The organism is Sphingomonas sp. (assembly GCF_041661825.1).
Lineage (GTDB): Bacteria > Pseudomonadota > Alphaproteobacteria > Sphingomonadales > Sphingomonadaceae > Sphingomonas.
The window spans coordinates 47,148-68,868 of the sequence record NZ_JBAZTU010000001.1; the positions used below are offsets into that span (position 1 = coordinate 47,148).

Below are 21,721 nucleotides of genomic sequence, written 5' to 3' on the forward strand. Positions count from 1 at the left end.
AACCGGAATGAAGCAGGTCGACAAGCCTTCCACGACGCAGCGCGCATCGCAGCCGCGCCGCGCCTGGGTGGCCCCGCGCGTCGAAAAGATGAAGGCAGGCGACGCCGAAAACAGCTTCGATCCGATCATCCCGGACGGCGCGCTCAGCTTCGGCTCCTGATCTGCCGGGTGCCACGATGAACGCGCTGACCGCGCGCCGCCTGCCGGGGCTGGTCGAGGCGGAGATCGACGGGGAACTTGTCGCGCTCCATATCGAGAACGGCACCTGTTACAGCTTCAACGCGACCGCTGCGCACATCTGGGCGCTGCTCGATCGCCCCAGGAGCGTCGCGGACATTTGCGCCGCCCTGACGGCCGATTTCGATGTCGATCCCGCCACCTGCGGCGATCAGGTCGTGCTTCTGCTCCGAGACCTGCAGAAGGACGGCCTGGCTGTCCTGGAAGGCGATCAGGCGGCATCCGCGTCCAGATAGGCCCGCACCGCGTCGAGCGTCGGGGCGAACCAATCCGGGCTCCACGGTCGCTCCAGCTCCAGTACCGGCACCTTGCCGACAAGCGCCACGCTGGCTGACCAATGGCGCTGCGTGTCGCCGAGCACCGCGATGTACCGCCCGCGATAGGTATTCGCGAGCACGGCATTCAACGCCTCGGCGCCGCGCAGCCGCCTGATGGCCACCCGCTGCACCTCCTCCGCGCGCTTGAGCACGAAGATCGCGCCCAGCGGCATGTCGGCCGGTGCCGCACCGCGACGCGCCGGCACATTATATTTGTCCCGCCCGTCGAGCGCCCGCTCGAAGCCTTCCGTCGTGCGGCCGGACCGCTCGAGCGAATCGCGCCACAACCGCATGTGCGGAATGCCGGGATGCGCGACCGGCCGGCCCGTCGCGTCGAAGCCGACCACGCACACATCGTCCGACAGCAGCGGATAGCCACGATCGTGGAAGAGCGATGCCAGGGTCGATTTCCCGGCACCGGACGCGCCGGTGAAGGCGATCGCGCGGCCGCCGACCACCACGGCATTGGCGTGAAGCGGCATGAGACCGCGCTGGTGCAAGAGCGCACCGAACGCGGAGCCAAGCAGGAACAGGCGGACATTACGCGGTGACGCGCCCTCCACGGGGTCTACGAGGATGCGGCAACCCTGTTCGATGCCGTAGCGGGCGATTTTCGGCACGTGCAGCACGGCCCCCGCCCCGGTCACCGCTAGTTCCTGCACCGCCGAGTGCTCGGGGCCGAGATCGCCGAAGCGGATATCGACATCGATCTCGGCCCCGTCAGCCGGGTGAAGCTCGGGCAGTTCCATCTCCGACCGAACGGTCAGGCCGAACAGCGAATAGAAATACACAGGTCGGTCGCCGGGAAGGTCCGTCATGGTCCGGCGCAAACTCCCTGGCGCAAACGCGACCTTGCTATGCGGCCAGGCGGCGCTTGTCGATTCTACTGGAGAAGGTGGCGGAGAGGGTGGGATTCGAACCCACGGTACCTTGCGGCACAACGGTTTTCGAGACCGTCCCAATCGACCACTCTGGCACCTCTCCGCAGAGGTCTTTGCGAGCAACCCAGGCCCGTGAAAGCGCGGGGTGCCGGTCGAAGAGCGCGGGCCTCTAACGCAAAGCCAATCGCCGCACAAGCACCGGTTCGCGGCCTATCTGCTTGTGCGGCGCAAAAGAGTCCTTAGATTGACGTCATGCCTCGTGCCCATATCCCAGCTCATCCTTTCGACGCGACGATCCCCCTGCCGCCCGTCTCCCATGCGCGCTTCGCGATCGGTGACGTCGTGCGCCATCGCATGTTCGATTTCCGCGGCGTCATCTTCGACGTCGACCCGATCTTCGCCAACAGCGCGGAATGGTATGAGGCGATCCCGGAGAATATCCGGCCCCGCAAGGACCAGCCCTTCTATCACCTGCTCGCCGAGAACATGGAATCGAGCTACGTCGCCTATGTCAGCCAGCAGAACCTGATCGCCGACGACACCGACGAGCCGATCGACCATCCGGCGATCTCCGACCTGTTCACCGACTTCGCCGACGGGCGTTATCAGCTGCGCCGCGAGCACAAGCACTGATCGACACGCCGCTCTGAAAGGCAACGAACAAAAAAAGGGGAGCCGAGGCTCCCCTTTTTCATGTCGTGCTTCAGGTCAGAAGTTGATCGCCACGCGCCCGTAAACGAATCGGCCGTTGAAGCCGAACGGCGAGAAGCCGGTATAGGGCAGATACTGGAAATTGGCGGGATAGACCCCGCCCACCGCAGTCGGACGCGCGCCGGTCGGGCGCCGATCGGGATAGACGTCGAAGATATTGTCCGAACCGATCGCCAGGGTCACCGTCTTCGCGAAGGTGTAGCGGATTTCCAGGTCAGTGATGAACTTCGCGCTGAGCACCTGATCGTCCGGTCCCAGATCGACCAGGCTGGTCGGGCTGGCGATCGGCGTCGCCGCGTCGGGCGCGACGACTTCGCCATAGCGGGTCGTACGGGCAGTGATGCCGAAGTCCCCGATGTCGCCCTCGGCGCTCAGCACCAGTTTCGAGCTTGGCTGGCCATCCGTGAAACGGATGCCCTCGACCCGCCCGAACAGCACGATATTCGGGATCGCCGCAAGCGGCCCCAGCGCGTTGAGGCGCTTGTCGATCTTGTTGCTGCTGTGGTTGTAGGCCGCGGTCAGGTTCCAGGTGCCGAACCCGCTCACGGGCGTGCGGTAGCTCACCACCGCGTCGACGCCCTGGGTGGTCGTATCAAGCCCGTTGATGAAGAAACGCGCGGCGCCGACGCTCTGATAGCCATTGGCGTCCAGGATGGCCTTCACGGCAGCGTTGACCGCAGCGGTGCCGCTGCCGGCCGCGCCGAGATTCTCGGTCAGCACCACCCGGTCGCGGATTTTGATGTTGTAGTAATCGACCGTGATGTTGAGCCCGCGCAACGGATTGGCGGTCGCGCCGACGCTCAGGTTCAGCGATTTCTCTGGTTTGAGCGGTTTGGAGCCGAGCGTCCTTGCCACCGGGCTGTCGACCGCGAGCGTGCTGATATCGACGGGAAGGCCGCCGATGAAGTTGGTCGATGTGGTCGTGAAATATTGCTGTTGGAGCGACGGTGCGCGGAAACCGTTGGAGATCGAGCCACGCAGCGCGATCCCGGGGGTGAATTCATAACGCAAGGCCAGCTTGCCGTTCACCGTGTTGCCGAAATCGGTGAAATGCTCGAAGCGGCCGGCAACCGTGCTGGTGAGGCCTTCGACGATATCGGTGTCGAGCTCGATATAGGCGGCATAGCTGCTGCGGCTACGATCAGTGGTCGCCGATGCGGGAAGGCCGGGGAAACCCTGCGCCCCAGCCGGTGCCGCGCGCCCGGGGAAGCTGCAGACGCCAGTGGCAACGGTATAGACGCCGCCCAGCGTGACGCAGTTCGCCGCGGTGGTCACGACCGAGGGCTGGAACAACGGCCCGGCTGCATAGGATTGCACTTCGCCCGGGCGGATCTTGAAATTCTCGTTGCGGAACTCGGCGCCGACGGCGACCGACAATGGCGTCGCAAAGCCGACATCATAGGATTTGGAGAAATCCGCATTGGCGACGATCTGGCGGAAGGCCAGGCCGCCGGCATCGAAGTTGCGCTTGCTCGCCGTGCCGAACGACGTGTTGAGGCTGTTCTCGACCCGGTAGTCGAACTGGTTGCGGCCAGTACCGATCGACAGGTCCATGCCCCAGCCCATCACGTCGCCCTTGAGGCCGAGCGTCCCCGCATAATCGTCCAGGTCGGTGGCGATATAGGGCAGGAAGCCATCGGGCGTCAGCGCGGTGAAATTGGCGGCGCTGGGCGTCGTCGCCGGGGTGATCGACCCGTAGTCGCGGTTGCCGGCGGTCGATTGCTGGCGATAATTCGCCGCGCTCAGGCCGTCGCGGTGACTGTACGAGCCGAACGCATAGAGCTCGAGCCCGCCGACGGGCACGCCCGCGTTGACGAAGACGTTGTAATCCTCGGTCTTGGCATCGCCGTACTTGAAGCTGAGCCGGTTGAAGGTCAGCTCGCGCGGGTCGAACGCTGCTGTCGGGCGGTTATAATTGGGCCGGATATCGGCGCCGGAACGATTGGTCGCGTTGCGGTCGCGATACTCGCCGGTCAGGTTCACATAGCCCTCGCCGATCGGAATGCCGATATTCGCCGCGAGCGTCGTGAACTCGCCGTCGCGCGCCTTGCGCTCGCCATTCGAGTTGACCGCGAACACGCGGGAATCGGTCGTGCTGAGGAACGGCGCGCCACCGGTCGTCTGCAGCCCGGTGACATTGTCCACGCCGTCCAGCGTCGTGATATATTTGCCGAAGCTCGCCTGGGCGCGGCCGCCATGATTGGCCTTTTTCAGCTGGATGTTGATCACGCCCGCGATCGCGTCCGACCCATATTGCGAGGAGGCACCGTCGCGCAGCACTTCGACCCGCTCGATCGCGAGCGCCGGGATGGTGTTGAGGTCGACCGCGGCCGATCCGCGGCCGACCGTGCCGTTGATGTTGAGCAGGGCGGAGACATGCCGACGCTTGCCGTTGACCAGCACCAAAGTCTGGTCGGGGCTCAGGCCGCGCAGGGTCGCCGGGCGCAGCACGTCGGACCCGTCGGAGATGGAAGGCTGCGGAAAATTGAACGACGGCACGAGCTGGTTGAGGATCTTGTTGGTCTCGCCAAGACCCGAGGACTCGAGCGCCTTTCCGGAAATGACATCGATCGGCACGGCACTGTCGGACGCCGTGCGATTCGCGACGCGTGTACCGGTCACGATGACCGTATCCTCCGGAGTCACATCCTCTTCCGGCGCAGCCGGAGCGGTTTGGGCATAGGCCGGCACTGACAGCGCGAGCGCGGAGACGGAGATGGACAAGATGGAAAGCATGGATCGACGCATTGGAGGTCCCCTTTTTTTGCGGGGGATGCCCCCCTTATGACCTCAGCCTATGCGGTATCCCTCTGCGCGCCATGGCAATTAGGACCAACCCGGACGTATTTTGCTTTCTGTGGCCGCGTGAGCACAATTACCGAGCAGCCGGGCCGGTCGATTGACAGGCCGGAGGCACAGAACCTAGTCTGGCGATGCTCTCCCGGGGTGCATCGGCGCGGTGCCGAAAGGGCCAGGCCCGCCCGCTGACTCTCTCAGCCGGAGCCCATGCCATGCCCAATCTCGAAGCCTATCGCAAACATGCCAAGCTGCTGGTCCGCTGGCACGGTGAGGGCAATTATTCCGTCGGCGGCAAGCTCCGCCTGCTTCATCGCTATCGTCATCTCACCGATCATGAGGCGCTGGACATGCCCCTGCCCCTTACCCTCGCGCAGGAGATCGTTGCGGTCGAAGCCGGCTTCCCGACCTGGGCGGCGCTAAAGGCCGGCATGGATGGCCTGGCACGGCCAAGGGTGGAGCCCGTACCGCTGGCGCTGAAGCGCATCACGCCAATCCTGTTCGTGCGCGACGTCACGGCGACAGCCGCCTGGTATGGCGAGAAGCTCGGCTTCACGGTGGATTTCCTTCACGGCAACCCGCCCTTTTACGGCTCCATGTCGCGCGACGGCCTGTGCCTGCACCTCCGCTTCGTGCACCAGCCCAACTTTGCCGAGCTGGCGGCGCGCGAAGGCTCGCTCATCCTGGCGACGATCGAGGTGAGCAACGTCAAGGCAATGTTCGAGGAACTCGGCACTCGCGGCGTCGCGTTCGCGCAGGGGCTCGTCAAACAGGCCTGGGGCGGCACGGATTTCCATGTCCGCGATCCGGACGGGAACGTCCTCTCCTTCGTCCAGTATCGCCCGGCGGCGGTCCTCTGAGAACGTAAGGGGCGTGGACGACTCGCGCCCGAGCGCCTATATCGTCCCGGCGCAGCCCCGCTGACCGGCGGAAGGGCAATTCGGCGTTGACAGAATCGCCTGTCTCCCTTAGCTGCGCCCCTTCTCCCGCCGGGCATGCCTGCGCGGGCACATGCATTTGGAAAGTGATTGAGGCCATGTTCGCAGTGGTGCGCACGGGCGGCAAGCAGTATCGCGTTGCCGCTGGAGACAAGATCGTCGTCGAGAAGCTCGACGGTGAAGCAGGAGCGTCGATCACGCTCGCTGACGTCCTGCTTGCAGGCGAAGGCTCGGAGCTGAAGTCGGTCGAGGGCCTCACGGTCTCCGCCGAGATCATCGCCCAGGCGAAGGCCGACAAGGTCATCATCTTCAAGAAGAAGCGTCGTCACAATTATCGCCGCAAGAACGGCCATCGCCAGCAGCACACGATCCTGAAGATCACCGCGATCGGTGCCCAGGAGAAGAAGGCCAAGGCGAAGAAGGCCGATGCAGCCCCCGCGACTGCCGAGGCTGAAGCCCCGGCCGCCCAGGCGTAAGGAGTAGTTTAGATGGCACATAAGAAAGCAGGCGGCTCCTCGCGCAACGGTCGTGATTCGGCCGGCCGTCGTCTTGGCGTGAAGAAGTTTGGCGGCGAAACCGTCGTTCCGGGCAACATCCTGGTGCGTCAGCGCGGCACGAAGTTCTACCCGGGCACCAATGTCGGCATGGGCAAGGACCATACCCTGTTCGCCCTCGTGGACGGCCGCGTGTCGTTCAAGGAAGGCAAGCTCGGCCGCAAGTTCTGCTCGGTAGAGATTATGGCGGCTGCCGCCGAATAAAACGGGTAACCGGTCGGGTTGCCCACTTGGGCGACCCGGGTTTTTGCAAGAGAACCGAAAAAGGGAGACGGGTCGCCCCGGCTCCCTTTTTTCATGCTCCCTCCCCACCCATTGTCGTTCCTGCGTCATCCCGGCGTGCGAGCGGCGATGCGACCGACGAGGAGGAGTAAGATGTTCGCTCGGACTGCAAGATTGACGCTGCGCCCCGGCTGGCCCGAGGACGCACCGGCGCTGACCCAGGCGATCGCGCATGAGGCGGTCGTCGCCAATCTGGCGCGCGCGCCCTGGCCCTATACGCTCACCGATGCCGAGGAATTCCTCGCCCGCCCACGCGCGGCCGACGACGCCCGGTTCGTGATCCTCAGCCATGAGCTGGACTATCCGCGCATCGTCGGGACCATCGCGGTCTGGTGGGAAGAGGATGCCTGGGAGCTCGGTTATTGGCTGACGCCCTCGGCCTGGGGTCGTGGCTATGCGACCGAGGCCGGGCGCGTCGTGCTTCAGATGGCCCGCCACGCGCTCGGCGTGAAGCACCTCCGCGCCGGCCATTTCGTCGACAATCCGGCCTCGGGCCGGGTGCTGACCAAGCTCGGCTTCCGGCCGACCGGCGACATCGTTGCCCGCCATTCGCGCGGGCGCGGCACCGAAGTGCCCTGCGCGGTGTTCGAACTCGACCTCGACGAGGGCCGAATGTGCGACGTGAAGATGGCGGCATGACCCGTCCTCTCCCCCTGCGGGGAGAGGGCGGCATGTCCGTTTTCGACGCCGGCTTTAGGCGCGAAAACGATTTCTTCGCATCAATTCCTACTGAATAGGAGGATTATGGTAACCCGCTGATCCGTGGTGCAACCTTTGGCCAGATTACGGATTGGGAAGCAGAACAAAGGGGTTTCCATACATGACTTCGCGATCCGTCCTGACCCTGGCCGTGTCCGCCATTTCCCTCACCTATGGCTCGATGGCCGCGGCGCAGGAGGCACCCGCCCCTGCCGATACGACCGACGCCGCAACCCCGGCTGACCAGGACGATATCGTCGTCACCGGCACCCGCACCACGGGCCGCTCGCGCTTCGACAGCGCCTCGCCGGTCGACGTGCTGAGCAACGCCACGCTGCAGCGCCAGGGCACGACCGAACTCGGTGCCGCGCTCTCGGCGGTGGTGCCGTCGATCGATTTCCCGCGCTCGTCCGCCGTGGACGGCACCGACTCGATCCGCCCGGCCACCTTGCGCGGCCTCTCGCCGGATCAGACGCTGGTGCTGATCAACGGCGTACGTGCGCATACCTCGGCGCTGCTCAACACCAATGGCTCGGTCGGCCGCGGGTCGGCCGCGGTCGACCTCAACACCATCCCGTCGGTCGCACTCGACCGGATCGAGGTGCTGCGCGACGGTGCCGCCGCGCAATATGGCTCCGACGCGATCGCCGGCGTGGTCAATCTGCGCCTGCGCGAAGCCCGCAGCGGCGGCGGCGCGACCGTGACCTATGGCCAGTACGTCACTGACGTGGAGACCGCCCGCGGCCGCCGCAACGAGCATGACGGCGAGACCGTCACCGTTTCGGGCTGGCAGGGTCTGGCTCTGGGATCGCAAGGTTTTCTGACGCTGTCCGCCGAATATCTGAACCGCAATGCCACCAGCCGCGGCGATTTCGATCCGCGCAAGACCCCGATCCGGGTGCGCTCGCGGTTCGGTGACCCGGAGGTGGAGCAGTACAGCATCTATGCCAATGCCGGCTACGGGCTGGGCGACAGTGGCTGGGAGCTTTACGGGTTCGGCGGCTATCAGCACCGCGACAGCACCAGCGCGGCCACGCCGCGCATCAATGGCGGCACCGACAACAATCTCAGCGCGGCGGCCCTCGCCACCCTCTATCCCGACGGCTTCACCCCGCTGATCAACGTCAAGTCCGAGGACGTGACGCTCACTGAAGGCCTGCGGGGCGAAGTGTCCGGCTGGAAGGTCGACCTGAACCTCTCCTACGGCCGGAACAAGCTGACATTCTACACGCGCAATTCCGGCAACGCGACGTATGGCGCGAATTCCGCGCGGGAATTCTATGACGGCAGGCTGGTCTACGACCAGATCGTCGGCGGGCTCGACATCTCCAAGGAATTGCCGCTGGGCGACGGTACGATCAACCTAGCCGGGGGCGGAGAATTCCGCCGCGAAGGGTTCCAGATCGGGGCCGGCGACCCGGCTTCCTATGACCGCAACCCGAGCCTCCCGACGCCGGCGCCGTCCACGCTCGGCTCGGGTGCCCAGGGCTTTCCGGGTTTCCAGCCATCGAACCGGGTCGACGTGCACCGGTCGAACGTCTCCGGCTATCTCGATATCGAGGCCAAGCCAGTCGAAGCGCTCACTCTGGGCGCCGCAGTCCGCGGCGAGAGCTATTCGGATTTCGGCGAGACGGTGAACGGCAAGCTCAGCGCGCGCTACGAATTCGCGCCCTGGTTCGCGATCCGTGGCACTGCCTCGACCGGCTTCCGCGCACCGTCGCTGCAGCAGCAATATTTCACCTCGACGGCCTCGGTGCTCAGCAATGGCGGGATCGTCGAGACCGGCCTGTTCCCCTCGGTCAGCCCGGTCGGCACCGCACTCGGCGGCAAGCCATTGCGCCCGGAAAAGGCCACCAACCTCTCGGCCGGCGTGGTGCTGCGTTCGGGTGGCTTCGACCTGACGGTCGATGCCTATCGCATCAAGGTCCGCGATCAGATCGCCTTGTCGGAGAATCTCAGCGGCACCGTGGTCGCCGCCCTGCTCGCGTCCAATCCCGCCTCCGCCAATGTCACCGCCGGGCGTTTCTTCCTCAACGGCATCCGCTCGACGACCAAGGGCATCGACGTCGTCGCGCATTACCGCGCGGTGACGGACGGCATCGGCACGTTCGATCTCACCGCCGCCGGCAATTTCAACGACATCAAGGTGACGCGGGCCCCCGCACCGGCGACGGTCACTGCCCTGGTCAACGGCGTCTCGACCAGCGTGGTCCTGCCGATCTTCAGCCGCCAGCGCATCATCTCGTTCGAGCAGGGCACGCCGCGCACCAAGGTGGTCGGCACGGTCGACTGGTCGCTCGGCGACCTCGGCGTGACGGCACGCGGCTCCTATTATGGCGACGTCACTCAGCCGAGCAGCAACGGCTTTGCCGAGGACGACATCCATACCGGCCGCCACACCATTTTTGACCTCGAGGCGCGCTATCAGGTGATCCGCAACGTCAACCTGGCGGTGGGCGCGAACAATCTGTTCGACACCTATCCGGATTATGTGAAGCTGGCCTCGTCGCGCGGGACCATCCTCAACAGCACGGGCCTGGTCGGCTTCCCCTATTACTCGCCGTTCGGCTTCAACGGGCGCTATCTCTACGCCCGGGTCGGCGTGACCTGGTAAAGAGACGGAGGGCCGGTTCGCCGGCCCTCCCCTTCAGGCCGCGACGGTCTCGCGCGGCAGCACCGCCGCTTCATATTCGCTCTCGTACATGCCGATCAGCTTGCGATCGTCATGGTTCCACGGGTGGAAGCTCGGCCGGAAGAAAGCGAGCCACTGCCCGGCGATCTTGCGCGCCATGCCGGGCCGGCCGAAGGCGTACCAGAACATCTTCGCCCACACTTTGGGCCCGGTCAGCCCATCCTGCGCCAGCAGGTCGAGCATCCCGCGCGTCCGGCCGCGGGTGAAGTTGGCGGTGACGCGCAGCATCACCAGCGCCTTTACCTTGAAGCGCTGCCACTCGGTCCAGTCGCGCGTCGCGTGCAGCCAGGTGTCGTAGGCAACGCCCTTGTGCTCGATCTCCTCGGCGGCGTGCCAGCGCCACAGATTGGCGAACTCCTCCTCGCCGCCGGCGAGATGGCGCGGCGTGGCGAGCAGCTCATGCGCGATGATCGCGGTGAAATGCTCGAGCACCATCGTCGCGGTCAGATTGGCGATCGGGGGACGCCCCTTGGTCAGGTCGAGCCCCTGCTGCACTCGCGCCTCGAGCCGGGTGATGTCATAACCCTGGTCGACGACATGCCGGTTGAACGCGACATGTTCGCGCGTGTGCATCACTTCCTGCTTGATGAACGCCTGGATCTCGCCCGCCAGCTTGGGCGGCGTGCCGTCGCGATAGGCGCGGACGCTCTCGACGAAGAACGCCTCGCCGCGCGGGAAGGTGACCGACAGCGCATTGTAGAAAGCCGTAGCGTAAGGGTCGTTGTTGAGCCACCAGCGGCCCATCTTCGTCTCGCGGCCGAACCGGCGATCGCGCGGCGTGATGGTCAGGTCGCCGGGAGTGGTTGCTTTCGCCACGAAAACCTCCGAACAGATAGAAACATGGGTCGCTTACAAGACTGTCAATAGGCTTTACTTACACTAGTGTCAATAATTCGCAAACGCCTCAGCCCGGAAGAATCACGCGAAGCCGCGATCGAGGCAGCGCGCGCGCTGCTGGTCGAGGAAGGCCCCCAGGCCGTCACGCTCAAGGCCGTCGCGGCGCGGATCGGCCGCACGCACGCGAATCTGCTGCATCATTTCGGCTCGGCCGGGGATTTGCAGCGCGCGCTGATCAAGCACCTTGCCGACAAGATCACCGCACAGATCGGCGCGGCAGCGAAGCGCGCGAGAGAGACCGACCAGAATCCGCGCGAAGTGGTCGACATGACCTTCGACGCCTTCGCCCGCGGCGCGGGCGCCATGGCGAGCTGGATGATTCTGACCGGCAATCAGGATGCGCTCGATCCGATCCTCGAGGCGATCCACAACCTTGTCGAGGAATTGTCGGAGGATCATGCGCCCGGCCGCATGACGATCCATGAGGAAACGCTCCAGCTTGTGCTCACCGCGCTTGGCGACGCCCTGCTCGGCGGGCCGATGGCCAAGGCGCTCGGCCTGCCCCGCGAGAAGGCACGCGAGCTCGCCGCCAATGTGCTGATGGCGTCGCACAAGGGCGAAAACGCCTGATCAACGCCTCTACTGGATAAAATTGCGATTTCCGCTAGAGAGCGGCCATGCATTTTCTCGACCAAGCAAAGATCTTCGTCCGTTCGGGCGCGGGCGGCCCCGGCGCCGTCGCCTTCCGGCGTGAGAAGTTCATCGAATATGGCGGCCCGAACGGCGGCAATGGCGGCAAGGGCGGCGACATCATCTTCGAGGCGGTCGCCGGTCTCAATACGCTGATCGACTTCCGCTACACCCAGCATTTCCGGGCCCCGCGCGGCCATGGCGGCTCCGGCTCGAACATGACGGGCGCCGGCGGCGACGATCTGGTCATCCAGGTCCCGATCGGCACCCAGATCCTGTCCGAGGACAAGGAGGAGGTGCTCGCCGACTTCACCGTCGCCGGCCAGCGCGAAGTGTTCCTGCGCGGCGGCGACGGCGGCCGTGGCAATGCGAGCTACAAGACCTCTACCAACCGCACCCCGCGCCAGCATGGTACCGGCTGGCCTTATCAGGAAGCCTGGGTGTGGCTCCGGCTGAAGCTGCTCGCCGATGCCGGGCTGGTCGGCCTGCCCAATGCCGGCAAATCGACCTTCATCAATGCCGTGACCAATGCCAAGGCGAAGGTCGGCGACTATCCCTTCACCACCGTCCGCCCGCAGCTCGGCGTAGTCAGCCGCCATAACCGCGAATTCGTCGTGGCCGACATCCCCGGCCTGATCGAAGGCGCGGCGGACGGCGCCGGCATCGGCGACCGATTCCTCGGCCATATCGAGCGCTGCAAGGTGCTGCTCCACCTGGTCGACGCGACCGAGGAGGATCCGGTCGGCAATTACCGCATCGTGCGCGGCGAGCTCGACGCCTATGGCGCCGGCCTGATCGACAAGCCGCAGGTGATCGGCCTCAACAAGGTCGATGCGATCGAGCCCGCTGAAGCCAAGAAGCTCATCACCAAGCTCAAGCGCGCCAGCAAGGCGGAAGTGCTGCCCATGTCCGGCGCCGGCGGCGAGGGCATCGAGGCCGTGCTCGACCGGCTGCTCGAAGCGATCGGTCCTGCCGCAACCACGCCGGTACGCGACGATGGCGCGGAAGACACGATCGAGTGGTCACCGCTGTGAAGCATTGGCGCGCAATCACGCCGTAGTGATTCGGGGCCATTGCCCTGAAACCGAGCGGGAGATGTGGACATGGCGTTTTTCGATCTGATCCGGAAACTGTTCGGCCGGGCCCCTGCCCCGTCGGAGCCGGCGACCGTGGTTCCCGAAGCGCCTGTCGCGCCTGAAGCGGTCGCCGAACCCGAGGCGGTGGCGGAGCCCGAAACGGTCGCCGAACCCGAGATCGTCGCAGAGCCCGAAGCCGTTACCGCACCGGAAGCGGTCGCTGAGCCGGACGCGCCCGTCGAGCCCGATGCGCTGCAGCGCTCCGCGGCACGGCGCGACGCTTTCTGGGCGAGCGTGGGCAACGTCGAGGGCGACGTCCTCACGCACCTCATCAGCCCAGGGCTGATGGGCGGCCCGGCCTGGCCGACCACACGCCAGGCGTACCGCGTGATCCGCCGGGCGAACGGATCGATCCTGGTCGCAACGGATGGCCTGTCCGATCCGTTCGACGATGGCGGCGACACCAACGGCTTCAACCTGGAATTGTTCGTGGAAAGCGCCGACCTGCCCGGCGACCTCGCCGGAACGCCGGGCGACATAACCCCGCTCACGCGGAGCTGGATGCTCGAGCTGCTCCGGAATGTCGCGGGAACGGTCGCCGGCGCCGGCGGGATCGAGCGCCAGCTCGATCATTATGGCGTGCTCTCGATGGAAGTGCCCGGCGTTTCTTCGTCCCATGCGATCAAGGACCAGCTCCCCGAGGATTTCGTCACCGCCGACGATGCGATCGGCGTGCTGATCGGCGGGCCTGCCCCCGATTTCGCCGCGCTGATCGAGGACATGCCGCTATCGCCCGTGCGCATCGTGCCGGTCGTGCTGCTTACCGCCGCCGAGCTGGGCGAGATCCGCGCCGGCGACGAGGAAACGCGCGAAGCGGTCGTGGCACGGCTCGCCGCGACGCCGACCGGCCATCGCAGCGATATCGGGCGCCCCTCGATCGTGTGACGTGCCGGTGGATTGCGGGCGAAACCGCCGCTAAGCGCTTGAGTGATGACCAGCGCCCCGCTCTCCTTCTCCCCGGCCAAATGCCCCCGCCTGATCGTGAAGGTCGGCTCGGCGCTACTGGTCGCGCCTGACGGAACGGTACGGCGGGAGTGGCTGACCAGCCTTGTCGCCGACATCGCCGCCCGGACAAGGGCCGGCCAGGAAATCGCCGTGGTCTCCTCGGGCGCGATCGCGCTCGGGGCCCGGCGGCTGAAGCTGCCCAAGGGTGGCCGTGCCAGCCTGGAGGACGCGCAGGCCGCCGCCGCGACCGGGCAGATCGCGCTGAGCCAGGTCTGGGCGGAGTTGCTCGGTGCCGAGGGGCTGACGGCAGCGCAGATTCTCATCACGCTCGACGATCTCGAGGATCGCCGCCGCTATCTCAACGCCGCCGCCACCCTCAGCCGGTTGCTCGCGCTCGGTGTTGTGCCGGTGATCAACGAGAATGACAGCGTCGCGACTGAGGAAATCCGCTTCGGCGACAATGACCGCCTCGCCGCCCGGGTCGGCCAGGCGGCGGGCGCGCAGGGCGTGATCCTGCTGTCCGATGTCGACGGCCTGTACGATTCCAATCCGACCACCAATCCCGCTGCGACGATGATCGACCGCGTCGAGCGAATCGACGCCAGGATCGAGGCGATGGCGGATCGCGGCTCCGGTTCCGGCATGGGATCGGGCGGCATGGTGTCGAAGATCGCCGCCGCCCGCATCGCGACCGCCGCCGGCGCGCATCTTGCCATCGTTTCGGGCCATCAGATCAGCCCGCTCAGTGCCTTTGCCGAAAGCGGTCGCGGCACGGTGTTCGTCGCCGAGAAGACCGCGCCCGCGCGGAAAGCCTGGCTCGCGGGCGGGCTGACCGCCAAGGGCGAAATCCATATCGATGCCGGCGCCATGAAGGCGCTGCTCGGCGGCAAGAGTCTGCTCGCCGCCGGTGCGGTGCGGATCGAGGGCAAGTTCCGGCGCGGCGACCTGGTCGCGATCTGCGGACCTGACGGGAAGCCGGTCGCGCGCGGGCTTGCCGAATATGACGCACCCGACGCCGGCAAGATCATCGGCCGCCGCAGCGACGCGCTCGCCGCGATCCTCGGCTACGCGCCGCGCGGCGCCCTGGTCCATCGTAACCATATGGCACTGGTGTGAGCCTGATCGCGATCACCGGCGGCACCGGATTCGTCGGCAGGACGCTGATCGAACTCGCAGTGCAGGCTGGCCATGAAGTCCGCGCCCTCACCCGCCGTCCACAGCCCGACATTGCGCGCGTCACCTGGGTGTCGGGTGCGCTCGACACCGGAATGGCGCTGACCAGCCTGGTGCGCGGTGCCGACGCCGTGATCCATGTCGCGGGCGTGGTGAACGCGCCGGATCGCGACGGCTTCGCCGCAGGCAATATCGCCGGCACTCAGGCGGTGGTCGACGCAGCGACCGGCGCGGGTGCCCATCGCTTCATCCACGTCTCCTCGCTCGCCGCACGCGAGCCTTCCCTGTCCGCCTATGGCTGGTCGAAGGCGGGCGCCGAGCATGTCGTCGAAGCCTCCTCGCTCGACTGGACGATCGTGCGGCCCACCGCGATCTACGGCCCTGGCGACATGGAGATGCGCGACATGTTCCGCCTGGCGAAGCGCGGCCTCGCCCTGCTGCCGCCGCCGGGCAAGATCTCGGTGATCGAGGTCGGCGATTTCGCGCGGCTGCTGCTGGCGCTGGTCGCGACCGATCCAGGCCGGGTGATCCTCGAGGCGGACGACGGAGTCGAAGGCGGCTGGACTCATGATGCCTTCGCCCGCGCGATCGGCGCGGCGGTCGGCCAGCGCGTGCTGCCCCTGGCCTTGCCCAAGGGTTTGCTGTCGCTCGCGGCCAGGGGCGACCGGCTGTTTCGTGGCACCAAGGCCAAGCTCACTGCGGATCGCGTGGGCTATCTCAGCCACCCGGACTGGACGATCGATCCGGCACGCCGCCCCGCCCGCTCGCTCTGGCAACCCCAGGTGCCCACGCCGCGCGGCCTCGCTGCCACCGCGGCCTGGTACCGGGCGAATGGCCTGCTCTAGAGGGGCCTTATTGCGTGCGGCCGCGAAATAGCTGAGGACTGCCGGATGATGAGATATGCGCCCATCCTGCTTCTTCTGGCTCAGCCATTGCCGGCAGCCGCACAGGCCGCGGACGTACCGCAAGCCTTGCCTGATCCCGCGACGGTGACGGTTCCCGACGTCTCGCCATCGCCGGACCCGAAAGTCCGCAGCGAGGGCTATAAATTCTATTACTTCAACAATCCCGGGGTGAGTTTTGCCGAAGCATATCGGGATCTCGCCGAATGCCGGGCGCATCTGATCGTGGCCGGGCCTGCCCAGGTTCCCGGCTTCATTCCGTGGGACGAAGCCCATCGCCGGGAAACCAGGCAAGGCACGATATTTCTCATGGGCCCTAGCGTGGTACAGATGGTGACCGGGGTCGTGGTCCTCGGCGCGATGGCCGCGGTCATCCTGCCGAAGATGGAACGCGGCGTGCGTAGCAACAAGATGCGCCGGTGCATGGGGACGCGCGGCTATGAACGCTATGCGATCCCGGAAAAGGCGTGGGATACGCTGAACAACGGCGACGAACAGCAATTGCTGCTGATGCAGGCCAAGCTCGCGTCGGCGCCCAAGCCACAGGACGAGGCAGTGACCGAATGAAGCGGATCGCGCTGACTGTGCTGGCCTTCTCCATCGCTTTGGCGACACCAGCTGTCGGTCTGGCGAAGGACAATGCCGGCGTCATCCCCCTGCAGGCCGCGCCGGCGTCCCTTCGCGCGGATGCTGCCTATCTGCTGTTGCGAACGAGCAAGGCGAAATCTGGCATGTTCGCCATCCAGCATGTGTTGCTGCGTATCCCGGGTGCGCAGGAGCTGGACGATTATCGTGCCGCCAAGAAGCTCGCCTATGACAAGGCCCTGCCCGAGCTGACCAAAAAGGCGAAAGACGGCAAGGTGCCGGGCATCGACCAATTCGAATTCGACTATGCCGGCAAGGCCAACAGCTTCGTGGTCGATTCGGGCAAGTTCCTCGAAGACGGCGAACTGCGCACGATCCTGCTCGAGGTGCCGGCGGGGACCTATATCCTGTACGGCTCCACGGTCGGCGGCCGCGGCCTGGTAACCTGCAACTGCCTGGGCACCGTGAGCTTCGGTGCGCAGGCTGGAGTGATTACCGATATCGGCTCGCTCTATGTCAACAAGGTCCACAAGCCCTCTCCCATCCCGCATCTGGAGGACAATCTGGGGCCGTCCATGTTCCAATATGGGTTCGTGCTCGGGCAGGCACTGGTGCCGGCGGAAGCCGCGACCCCGGTCCCGGCCGCGCTGCAGGGCCTTGCCCGTGAGCCGGCCCGGTTCGAGGTCGTCGGCGAATATTACGAACCCGGCGCCGGCGGCATCAACCGGCTGGCGCCGATCCCCGGCATTCTCGGCTATGATCGCGGGCGGGCGGTCGACCTGCGGACGGGCAAGCCGGGGCAGTGACCTGAGCGCTAGATGAACTGAGCGACAAAGGCGATCGCCGAGGCGACCAGCCCGGCCAGGAACACCTTGTAGGCCAGCTCCAGCCGACGATATTTCTTCCGCTGCAGCACTTGGCCGTTGCCGTAGAGATCGGCCGCAACGGTACGCAGCATCGTCTCTTCGTCCGCCATCGCGTCCACCACCCGGTCGACGAACTCGCCCTGCGACAGCTGAGTGAAAGATCCGAAGAACAGCAGGTTGACCGGCGTACCCGGCGGCATCCTGGTCTTGGGAATGATCGCCAGCACCGTCAGTACCGCGCTGACAAAGGCGAAGCTGCCCAGCACCAGCAACGGAAGCGGCGGCAGCGTGCCATGGCTCTGGTTGATCGTGATGGTGAAGATCACGAAGCTCGCCCCCATCAGGATGCTCGCCTTCTGATCCGCCATCGCGCTCAGCTGGACATGGATCGCCTGCGCGGTGCGAACCATATGAACCGCATTGGGCGCAAAGGTGCGAGGCGGCTGAGGCTCCATCCCCGGAGAGTGCCACGACCTCTCCCGATTTGCCAACCGATCCCGCAAAAGGGGTCAGAGTGATTTATGGGGGTTGATTCAATCCGGCGCTCGACTGTGCCAGCTTTCCGGCATGGTTCGTCCGCTCACCCTCTGCGCCGGCTCCCTGCCCGATTTTCCCTGTTCCGGGAAAAGAAATTCCCTGTTCCGGCCGGGAATTTCCCTGTTATCCAATAACAGGGAAATCACCCGCAACCCACTGCTTTTAATATGCAATTTCTGGTCGAATCGCGCCGGATCGGGCACAAGAAATAACAATTCCCTGTTAATTTCCCTGTTATTGCCCACGGAACAGGGAAATCGGCCCCGCTTCGGCCACCCGCGTCAAAGCGCCCACCCCGGTGGCATCGCCGTTCGGGGCTGCTATAGGATCGTCAGAAAGCCGCCGCATTTTCTTGGCAGGGCTCGGCTCCACTCTTCGAAGGACATGTCTTGACCGACCGCGCACACGTTTTCGACACCGTCACCGGCCTGATCGAACCCTTCAACAAAAAAGGTGTCGCGCTCTCCGACGCGACGACCTTCCAGGGCGACCTGGAGTGGGACAGCCTGACGGTGATGGATTTCGTCGCGGCGATCGAGGACGACTTCGAGATCATCATCACGATGAACATGCAGGCCGAGATCGAGACGGTCGGGCAGCTCGTCGATGCGGTGATGAAGCTGAAAGCCTGAATCGATGACTGACTCCGCCCAGACCGCCGATGCACTACCGATCGACCCGCCCGTGATCCCGCCCGAACGCGACCTCTTCACCAAATACGACCCGCTGATCGCCGAGCGCCAGGCGTTGCTCGACACCGGCGTGCGCGACCCCTTCGCGATCGTGATGGACGAAGTGAAGTCGCCGACCGTCGCGATCATCAAGGGCAAGGAGACGATCCTGCTCGGCACCTATAATTATATGGGCATGACGTTCGATCCGGACGTCATCCAGGCCGGGAAGGACGCGCTCGACCAGTTCGGATCGGGCACCAATGGCAGCCGCGTGTTCAACGGCACCTTCCGCGACCATCAGGATGTCGAGGCGGCGCTGCGCGAATTCTACGGCACCACCGGCGCGATCGTCTTCTCGACCGGCTATCAGGCCAATCTCGGCATGATCTCCGCGCTCGCCGGCAAGGGCGAGTACATCATCCTCGACGCCGACAGCCATGCCTCGATCTATGACGGCTGCGCGATGGGCAATGCCGAGGTCGTGCGCTTCCGCCACAATTCGGTCGAGGACCTCGACAAGCGCCTCGGCCGCCTGCCGCCGGAGCCGGGCAAGCTGGTCGTGCTCGAAGGCGTCTATTCGATGATGGGCGACATCGCTCCACTGAAGGAAATGGTTGCCGTCTCGAAGAAGCACGGCGCCATGGTGCTGGTCGACGAGGCGCACTCCATGGGCTTTTTCGGCCCCAATGGCCGCGGCGTCTATGAGGACCAGGGGCTCGAGGACCAGGTCGATTTCGTCGTCGGCACCTTCTCCAAGTCGGTCGGCACGGTCGGCGGCTTCTGCGTCTCGAACCATCCGAAGTTCGAGATCATGCGCTTCGTGTCGCGCCCCTATATCTTCACGGCCTCGCTGCCGCCCTCGGTCGTCGCGACCGCGGCGACCTCGATCCGCAAGCTGATGCACGCGCATAACAAGCGCGCGCATCTGTGGGAGAACAGCAAGCGCCTGCATGGCGGCCTGACCGAGATGGGCTTCAAGCTGGGCACCAAAACGCCGGAATCAGCGATCGTCGCGGTGATCCTGGAGGATCAGACCCAGGCAGTCGCAATGTGGCAGGCGCTACTCGAAGGCGGGCTCTATGTGAACATGGCGCGCCCGCCCGCGACGCCGGCCGGCACCTATCTGCTGCGCTGCTCGGTCTGCGCCGAACACAGCGCGGAACAAATCGAAACGATCATCGAGATGTTCAGATCCGCGGGACAGGCCACCGGCGCGATAAGCTGAGCTGAAAATACGGCGGCTTTTCACGAGTCGCGGTTACGGGTAGAATCAGGTCTAATGAGCGGGAACGAAGGCGAAGCCGTGGCTCCCGGGGAGCCTGGGGGCGCCTGGCGCACCATCATGCTGGTCGTGATGGGGCTGCTGGGCGCGCTGGTGCTTGTCGCCCTGATGCTGACGCTGAACAGCGCCAATAACGAGCGTGACCGCGCGCTCAAGCTGCAGACTCACAGCTTCGAGGTGATGATCCTCGCACGGACCCTGTCCGGGACCATCTCCGGGTCGGAAGCGTCGCTTGGCCGCTATGTCATCAGCGGCGACAAATCGCTCGGCCGCCGCTTCTACGACGAATGGCGGGTCGCCGGCGGGCAGATCGCCAAGCTGGACCGGGTGACCGGCGACAACCCCGATCAGCAGAAGCTGACCGACGCGCTGCAGCGCTCCTATGAAGTGCGCGGCAAGGAATTGTCGCTGATTGCGCTGAGCACCAATTACCACAAGAACGACCAGGCACTGGCGCGCTATTACCAGGCGCGCGAGGCCGCGTCGCTCGGCCAGATCAACGACCTGCTCGACCAGATCATCGCGCGCGAGCGCTCGGTGCTCGATGCCCGCACCGGCGAGGCGCTGCGATCGGTCGCGCAATCGACCCGCGTCGCTCGCGTGCTGGGCGCGTTCGGCATCCTCATCGTGCTCGGCGCGATCGTGCTGGGCTGGATGACCGTCCGCGCGCTCGGCGAACGCGCGGCGGCCAATGCTGAGGCCGAGGCGGAACGCCAACGTGCGGAAGATCTCGAGGCAGCGGTCGCCAAGGCGACGGAGGAACTGCTTGAAAAGGAAGCGCGGCTTCGCCAGGTCCAGAAGATGGAGGCGGTCGGGCAGCTCACCGGCGGTATCGCCCATGATTTCAATAACATGCTTGCGGTCGTTCTCGGTGGACTCGAGCTGGCGCGTCGCAATGTCGTCGATCCGGATCAGGCCAGGCGCCATATCGACAACGCCATGGAGGGCGCTAATCGCGCTGCCGCGCTGACCCGGCGCCTGCTCGCCTTCTCGCGCGAGGAAGCATTGAAGCTCGAGCCGATCGAACCCGGTCCGCTGGTCGCGGGCATGTCCGACCTGCTCGACCGGACCCTAGGCGACGCCATCACCGTCACCACGGACGATGCGCGCGATGGCTGGCAGATCCGCGCTGACCGCTACCAGTTCGAGAACGTCCTGCTGAACCTTGCGGTCAATGCGCGTGACGCGATGGATGGCCGCGGCCAGTTGACCATCGCTACCGGCGGCACCGTGCTGGCGGCGGAGCAGGTCGGCACCTGCCCGGCGGGCGAATATGTGACGATCGCAGTGACCGACACCGGCTGCGGCATGACCCCCGAAGTGCTCGAGCGTGTGTTCGAACCCTTCTTCACCACCAAGCCCGTCGGCAAGGGCACCGGCCTCGGCCTGAGCCAGATCTTCGCCTTTGTCCGCCAGGCCGATGGCGAGATCGGCATCGAGTCCGAGCCCGGCCAGGGCACCACCGTCACCCTGTATCTGCCGCGCCATATGGGTGCCGCGATCGTCGAGGCGCCGCGCGAGGAGCAGGTCGACATCGCGGCCGCGGCGGCGCTGGACATATTGGTGGTCGAGGACGATTCGCGCGTGCTCACCTCGACCATGGCCGCGCTCACCGAATTGGGCCACCGCCCCCTTGCCTGCGACGACCCGCTCCTTGCGCGGGCGCTGCTCGACCGCATGGGCAGCATCGACCTGATCGTCTCGGACGTGCTGATGCCGCAACAGACCGGCCCCGAAATGGTCGCGTCGCTGGCGGACAGCTATGCCCATGTCGCCGTGCTCTATGTCACCGGCTATGCCGGGGACGCGAACGAGGCGGCATTCGGCGGACGGCACGTGCTGCGCAAGCCCTTCACCATCAGCGCGCTCGAGCGTGCGATCGCCGCCGCCGTTGCCGCACCGCGCGGCACCGAACCCGACAGTATCGCTGCTGAGTGATTTGGTAGCTGACGCAGCCTCCCTCCCCCGATATAGCCGCTCGACCGGG

General features: G+C 65.6%; 22 protein-coding genes and 1 tRNA gene. 18 read left to right on the forward strand and 5 right to left on the reverse strand.

The window, feature by feature from the left end:
- Positions 1 to 7: 7 nt before the first annotated feature.
- Together WC729_RS00165 and WC729_RS00170 are read left to right on the forward strand one after the other, a co-directional pair.
- Positions 8 to 160, forward strand: coding sequence for a hypothetical protein (locus WC729_RS00165; RefSeq protein WP_372848309.1), 153 nt, complete (start codon positions 8 to 10; stop codon positions 158 to 160).
- A 16-nt stretch (positions 161 to 176) separates the two neighbouring features.
- Positions 177 to 473, forward strand: coding sequence for a PqqD family protein (locus tag WC729_RS00170; protein ID WP_372848311.1), 297 nt, complete (start codon positions 177 to 179; stop codon positions 471 to 473).
- Here WC729_RS00170 and WC729_RS00175 read toward each other — a convergent pair.
- Together WC729_RS00175 and WC729_RS00180 are read right to left on the reverse strand one after the other, a co-directional pair.
- The gene (locus tag WC729_RS00175) at positions 449 to 1,372 is read right to left on the reverse strand and encodes a hypothetical protein (RefSeq protein ID WP_372848313.1); all 924 of its coding nucleotides are present in this window, start codon (positions 1,370 to 1,372) and stop codon (positions 449 to 451) included. The genes WC729_RS00170 and WC729_RS00175 overlap by 25 nt on opposite strands.
- 78 nt (positions 1,373 to 1,450) lie before the next feature.
- Positions 1,451 to 1,538: transfer RNA gene (locus WC729_RS00180), tRNA-Ser, on the reverse strand.
- Positions 1,539 to 1,687: 149 nt separating this feature from the next.
- Between WC729_RS00180 and hspQ the strand changes: the two genes are divergently transcribed.
- A complete protein-coding gene (gene hspQ, locus WC729_RS00185; protein WP_272627605.1) occupies positions 1,688 to 2,068 on the forward strand; it encodes a heat shock protein HspQ in 381 nt (126 codons plus the stop codon).
- A 75-nt stretch (positions 2,069 to 2,143) separates the two neighbouring features.
- Here hspQ and WC729_RS00190 read toward each other — a convergent pair whose 3' ends face one another.
- Positions 2,144 to 4,894, reverse strand: a complete 2,751-nt coding sequence (locus WC729_RS00190; protein ID WP_372848315.1) for a TonB-dependent receptor plug domain-containing protein — start codon at positions 4,892 to 4,894, stop codon at positions 2,144 to 2,146.
- A gap of 263 nt (positions 4,895 to 5,157) precedes the next feature.
- On the opposite strand from WC729_RS00190, the gene WC729_RS00195 reads away from it, so the two are divergent.
- From WC729_RS00195 to WC729_RS00215, 5 genes are all read left to right on the forward strand, one after another.
- Positions 5,158 to 5,802, forward strand: a complete 645-nt coding sequence (locus WC729_RS00195) for a glyoxalase superfamily protein (protein ID WP_372848317.1) — start codon at positions 5,158 to 5,160, stop codon at positions 5,800 to 5,802.
- A 176-nt stretch (positions 5,803 to 5,978) separates the two neighbouring features.
- Complete coding sequence (gene rplU, locus WC729_RS00200; RefSeq protein ID WP_372850965.1) at positions 5,979 to 6,356, forward strand: 50S ribosomal protein L21; 378 nt, start codon at positions 5,979 to 5,981, stop codon at positions 6,354 to 6,356.
- 12 nt (positions 6,357 to 6,368) lie between these two features.
- Positions 6,369 to 6,638: a 50S ribosomal protein L27 gene (gene rpmA / locus WC729_RS00205; protein ID WP_272627607.1), complete on the forward strand. Its 270-nt coding sequence runs from the start codon at positions 6,369 to 6,371 to the stop codon at positions 6,636 to 6,638.
- A 171-nt stretch (positions 6,639 to 6,809) separates the two neighbouring features.
- Entirely contained in the window at positions 6,810 to 7,355 is a 546-nt protein-coding gene (locus WC729_RS00210; RefSeq protein ID WP_372848319.1) for a GNAT family N-acetyltransferase, read from the forward strand.
- 181 nt (positions 7,356 to 7,536) lie between these two features.
- Positions 7,537 to 10,029, forward strand: coding sequence for a TonB-dependent receptor plug domain-containing protein (locus tag WC729_RS00215; protein ID WP_372848321.1), 2,493 nt, complete (start codon positions 7,537 to 7,539; stop codon positions 10,027 to 10,029).
- A 33-nt stretch (positions 10,030 to 10,062) separates the two neighbouring features.
- On the opposite strand, the gene WC729_RS00220 is transcribed toward WC729_RS00215, so the two are convergent.
- A complete protein-coding gene (locus WC729_RS00220; RefSeq protein ID WP_372848323.1) occupies positions 10,063 to 10,923 on the reverse strand; it encodes a metal-dependent hydrolase in 861 nt (286 codons plus the stop codon).
- Positions 10,924 to 10,989: 66 nt separating this feature from the next.
- Between WC729_RS00220 and WC729_RS00225 the strand changes: the two genes are divergently transcribed.
- From WC729_RS00225 to WC729_RS00255, 7 genes are all read left to right on the forward strand, one after another.
- Positions 10,990 to 11,574, forward strand: coding sequence for a TetR/AcrR family transcriptional regulator (locus WC729_RS00225; RefSeq protein ID WP_372848325.1), 585 nt, complete (start codon positions 10,990 to 10,992; stop codon positions 11,572 to 11,574).
- Between the two features lie 47 nt (positions 11,575 to 11,621).
- Entirely contained in the window at positions 11,622 to 12,668 is a 1,047-nt protein-coding gene (gene obgE, locus WC729_RS00230; RefSeq protein ID WP_372848327.1) for a GTPase ObgE, read from the forward strand.
- Between the two features lie 69 nt (positions 12,669 to 12,737).
- The gene (locus tag WC729_RS00235) at positions 12,738 to 13,655 is read left to right on the forward strand and encodes a hypothetical protein (RefSeq protein WP_372848329.1); all 918 of its coding nucleotides are present in this window, start codon (positions 12,738 to 12,740) and stop codon (positions 13,653 to 13,655) included.
- 45 nt (positions 13,656 to 13,700) lie between these two features.
- Positions 13,701 to 14,831 carry a glutamate 5-kinase gene (gene proB, locus WC729_RS00240; protein ID WP_372850967.1) on the forward strand — a complete coding sequence of 377 codons (1,131 nt, stop codon included), beginning with the start codon at positions 13,701 to 13,703 and terminating at the stop codon, positions 14,829 to 14,831.
- Positions 14,828 to 15,733, forward strand: a complete 906-nt coding sequence (locus WC729_RS00245; RefSeq protein ID WP_372848331.1) for an NAD-dependent epimerase/dehydratase family protein — start codon at positions 14,828 to 14,830, stop codon at positions 15,731 to 15,733. Before proB ends, WC729_RS00245 begins: the two co-directional genes overlap by 4 nt.
- A 126-nt stretch (positions 15,734 to 15,859) precedes the next feature.
- On the forward strand, positions 15,860 to 16,357 hold the full coding sequence (locus WC729_RS00250; RefSeq protein ID WP_372848333.1) for a hypothetical protein: 498 nt from the start codon (positions 15,860 to 15,862) through the stop codon (positions 16,355 to 16,357).
- On the forward strand, positions 16,354 to 17,181 hold the full coding sequence (locus WC729_RS00255; RefSeq protein WP_372848335.1) for a hypothetical protein: 828 nt from the start codon (positions 16,354 to 16,356) through the stop codon (positions 17,179 to 17,181). The genes WC729_RS00250 and WC729_RS00255 overlap by 4 nt, the downstream gene beginning before the upstream one ends.
- A gap of 8 nt (positions 17,182 to 17,189) precedes the next feature.
- On the opposite strand, the gene WC729_RS00260 is transcribed toward WC729_RS00255, so the two are convergent.
- On the reverse strand, positions 17,190 to 17,651 hold the full coding sequence (locus WC729_RS00260) for a Pycsar system effector family protein (protein WP_372848337.1): 462 nt from the start codon (positions 17,649 to 17,651) through the stop codon (positions 17,190 to 17,192).
- A gap of 516 nt (positions 17,652 to 18,167) precedes the next feature.
- On the opposite strand from WC729_RS00260, the gene WC729_RS00265 reads away from it, so the two are divergent.
- From WC729_RS00265 to WC729_RS00275, 3 genes are read left to right on the forward strand one after another with little or no spacing between them, the layout of a single operon-like run.
- A complete protein-coding gene (locus tag WC729_RS00265; protein WP_372848339.1) occupies positions 18,168 to 18,410 on the forward strand; it encodes an acyl carrier protein in 243 nt (80 codons plus the stop codon).
- 4 nt (positions 18,411 to 18,414) lie between these two features.
- The gene (locus tag WC729_RS00270) at positions 18,415 to 19,677 is read left to right on the forward strand and encodes an aminotransferase class I/II-fold pyridoxal phosphate-dependent enzyme (protein ID WP_372848341.1); all 1,263 of its coding nucleotides are present in this window, start codon (positions 18,415 to 18,417) and stop codon (positions 19,675 to 19,677) included.
- Between the two features lie 54 nt (positions 19,678 to 19,731).
- A complete protein-coding gene (locus WC729_RS00275; protein ID WP_372848343.1) occupies positions 19,732 to 21,672 on the forward strand; it encodes an ATP-binding protein in 1,941 nt (646 codons plus the stop codon).
- Positions 21,673 to 21,721: the final 49 nt, after the last annotated feature.

Bases quoted from the DNA above. Each gene is read 5' to 3' on its own strand.
- WC729_RS00165 (WP_372848309.1), top strand. From the start codon at position 8: ATGAAGCAGGTCGACAAGCCTTCCACGACGCAGCGCGCATCGCAGCCG.
- WC729_RS00170 (WP_372848311.1), top strand. From the start codon at position 177: ATGAACGCGCTGACCGCGCGCCGCCTGCCGGGGCTGGTCGAGGCGGAG.
- WC729_RS00175 (WP_372848313.1), bottom strand. From the start codon at position 1,372: ATGACGGACCTTCCCGGCGACCGACCTGTGTATTTCTATTCGCTGTTC.
- hspQ (WP_272627605.1), top strand. From the start codon at position 1,688: ATGCCTCGTGCCCATATCCCAGCTCATCCTTTCGACGCGACGATCCCC.
- WC729_RS00190 (WP_372848315.1), bottom strand. From the start codon at position 4,894: ATGCGTCGATCCATGCTTTCCATCTTGTCCATCTCCGTCTCCGCGCTC.
- WC729_RS00195 (WP_372848317.1), top strand. From the start codon at position 5,158: ATGCCCAATCTCGAAGCCTATCGCAAACATGCCAAGCTGCTGGTCCGC.
- rplU (WP_372850965.1), top strand. From the start codon at position 5,979: ATGTTCGCAGTGGTGCGCACGGGCGGCAAGCAGTATCGCGTTGCCGCT.
- rpmA (WP_272627607.1), top strand. From the start codon at position 6,369: ATGGCACATAAGAAAGCAGGCGGCTCCTCGCGCAACGGTCGTGATTCG.
- WC729_RS00210 (WP_372848319.1), top strand. From the start codon at position 6,810: ATGTTCGCTCGGACTGCAAGATTGACGCTGCGCCCCGGCTGGCCCGAG.
- WC729_RS00215 (WP_372848321.1), top strand. From the start codon at position 7,537: ATGACTTCGCGATCCGTCCTGACCCTGGCCGTGTCCGCCATTTCCCTC.
- obgE (WP_372848327.1), top strand. From the start codon at position 11,622: ATGCATTTTCTCGACCAAGCAAAGATCTTCGTCCGTTCGGGCGCGGGC.
- WC729_RS00235 (WP_372848329.1), top strand. From the start codon at position 12,738: ATGGCGTTTTTCGATCTGATCCGGAAACTGTTCGGCCGGGCCCCTGCC.
- proB (WP_372850967.1), top strand. From the start codon at position 13,701: ATGACCAGCGCCCCGCTCTCCTTCTCCCCGGCCAAATGCCCCCGCCTG.
- WC729_RS00255 (WP_372848335.1), top strand. From the start codon at position 16,354: ATGAAGCGGATCGCGCTGACTGTGCTGGCCTTCTCCATCGCTTTGGCG.
- WC729_RS00260 (WP_372848337.1), bottom strand. From the start codon at position 17,651: ATGGTTCGCACCGCGCAGGCGATCCATGTCCAGCTGAGCGCGATGGCG.
- WC729_RS00270 (WP_372848341.1), top strand. From the start codon at position 18,415: ATGACTGACTCCGCCCAGACCGCCGATGCACTACCGATCGACCCGCCC.
- WC729_RS00275 (WP_372848343.1), top strand. From the start codon at position 19,732: ATGAGCGGGAACGAAGGCGAAGCCGTGGCTCCCGGGGAGCCTGGGGGC.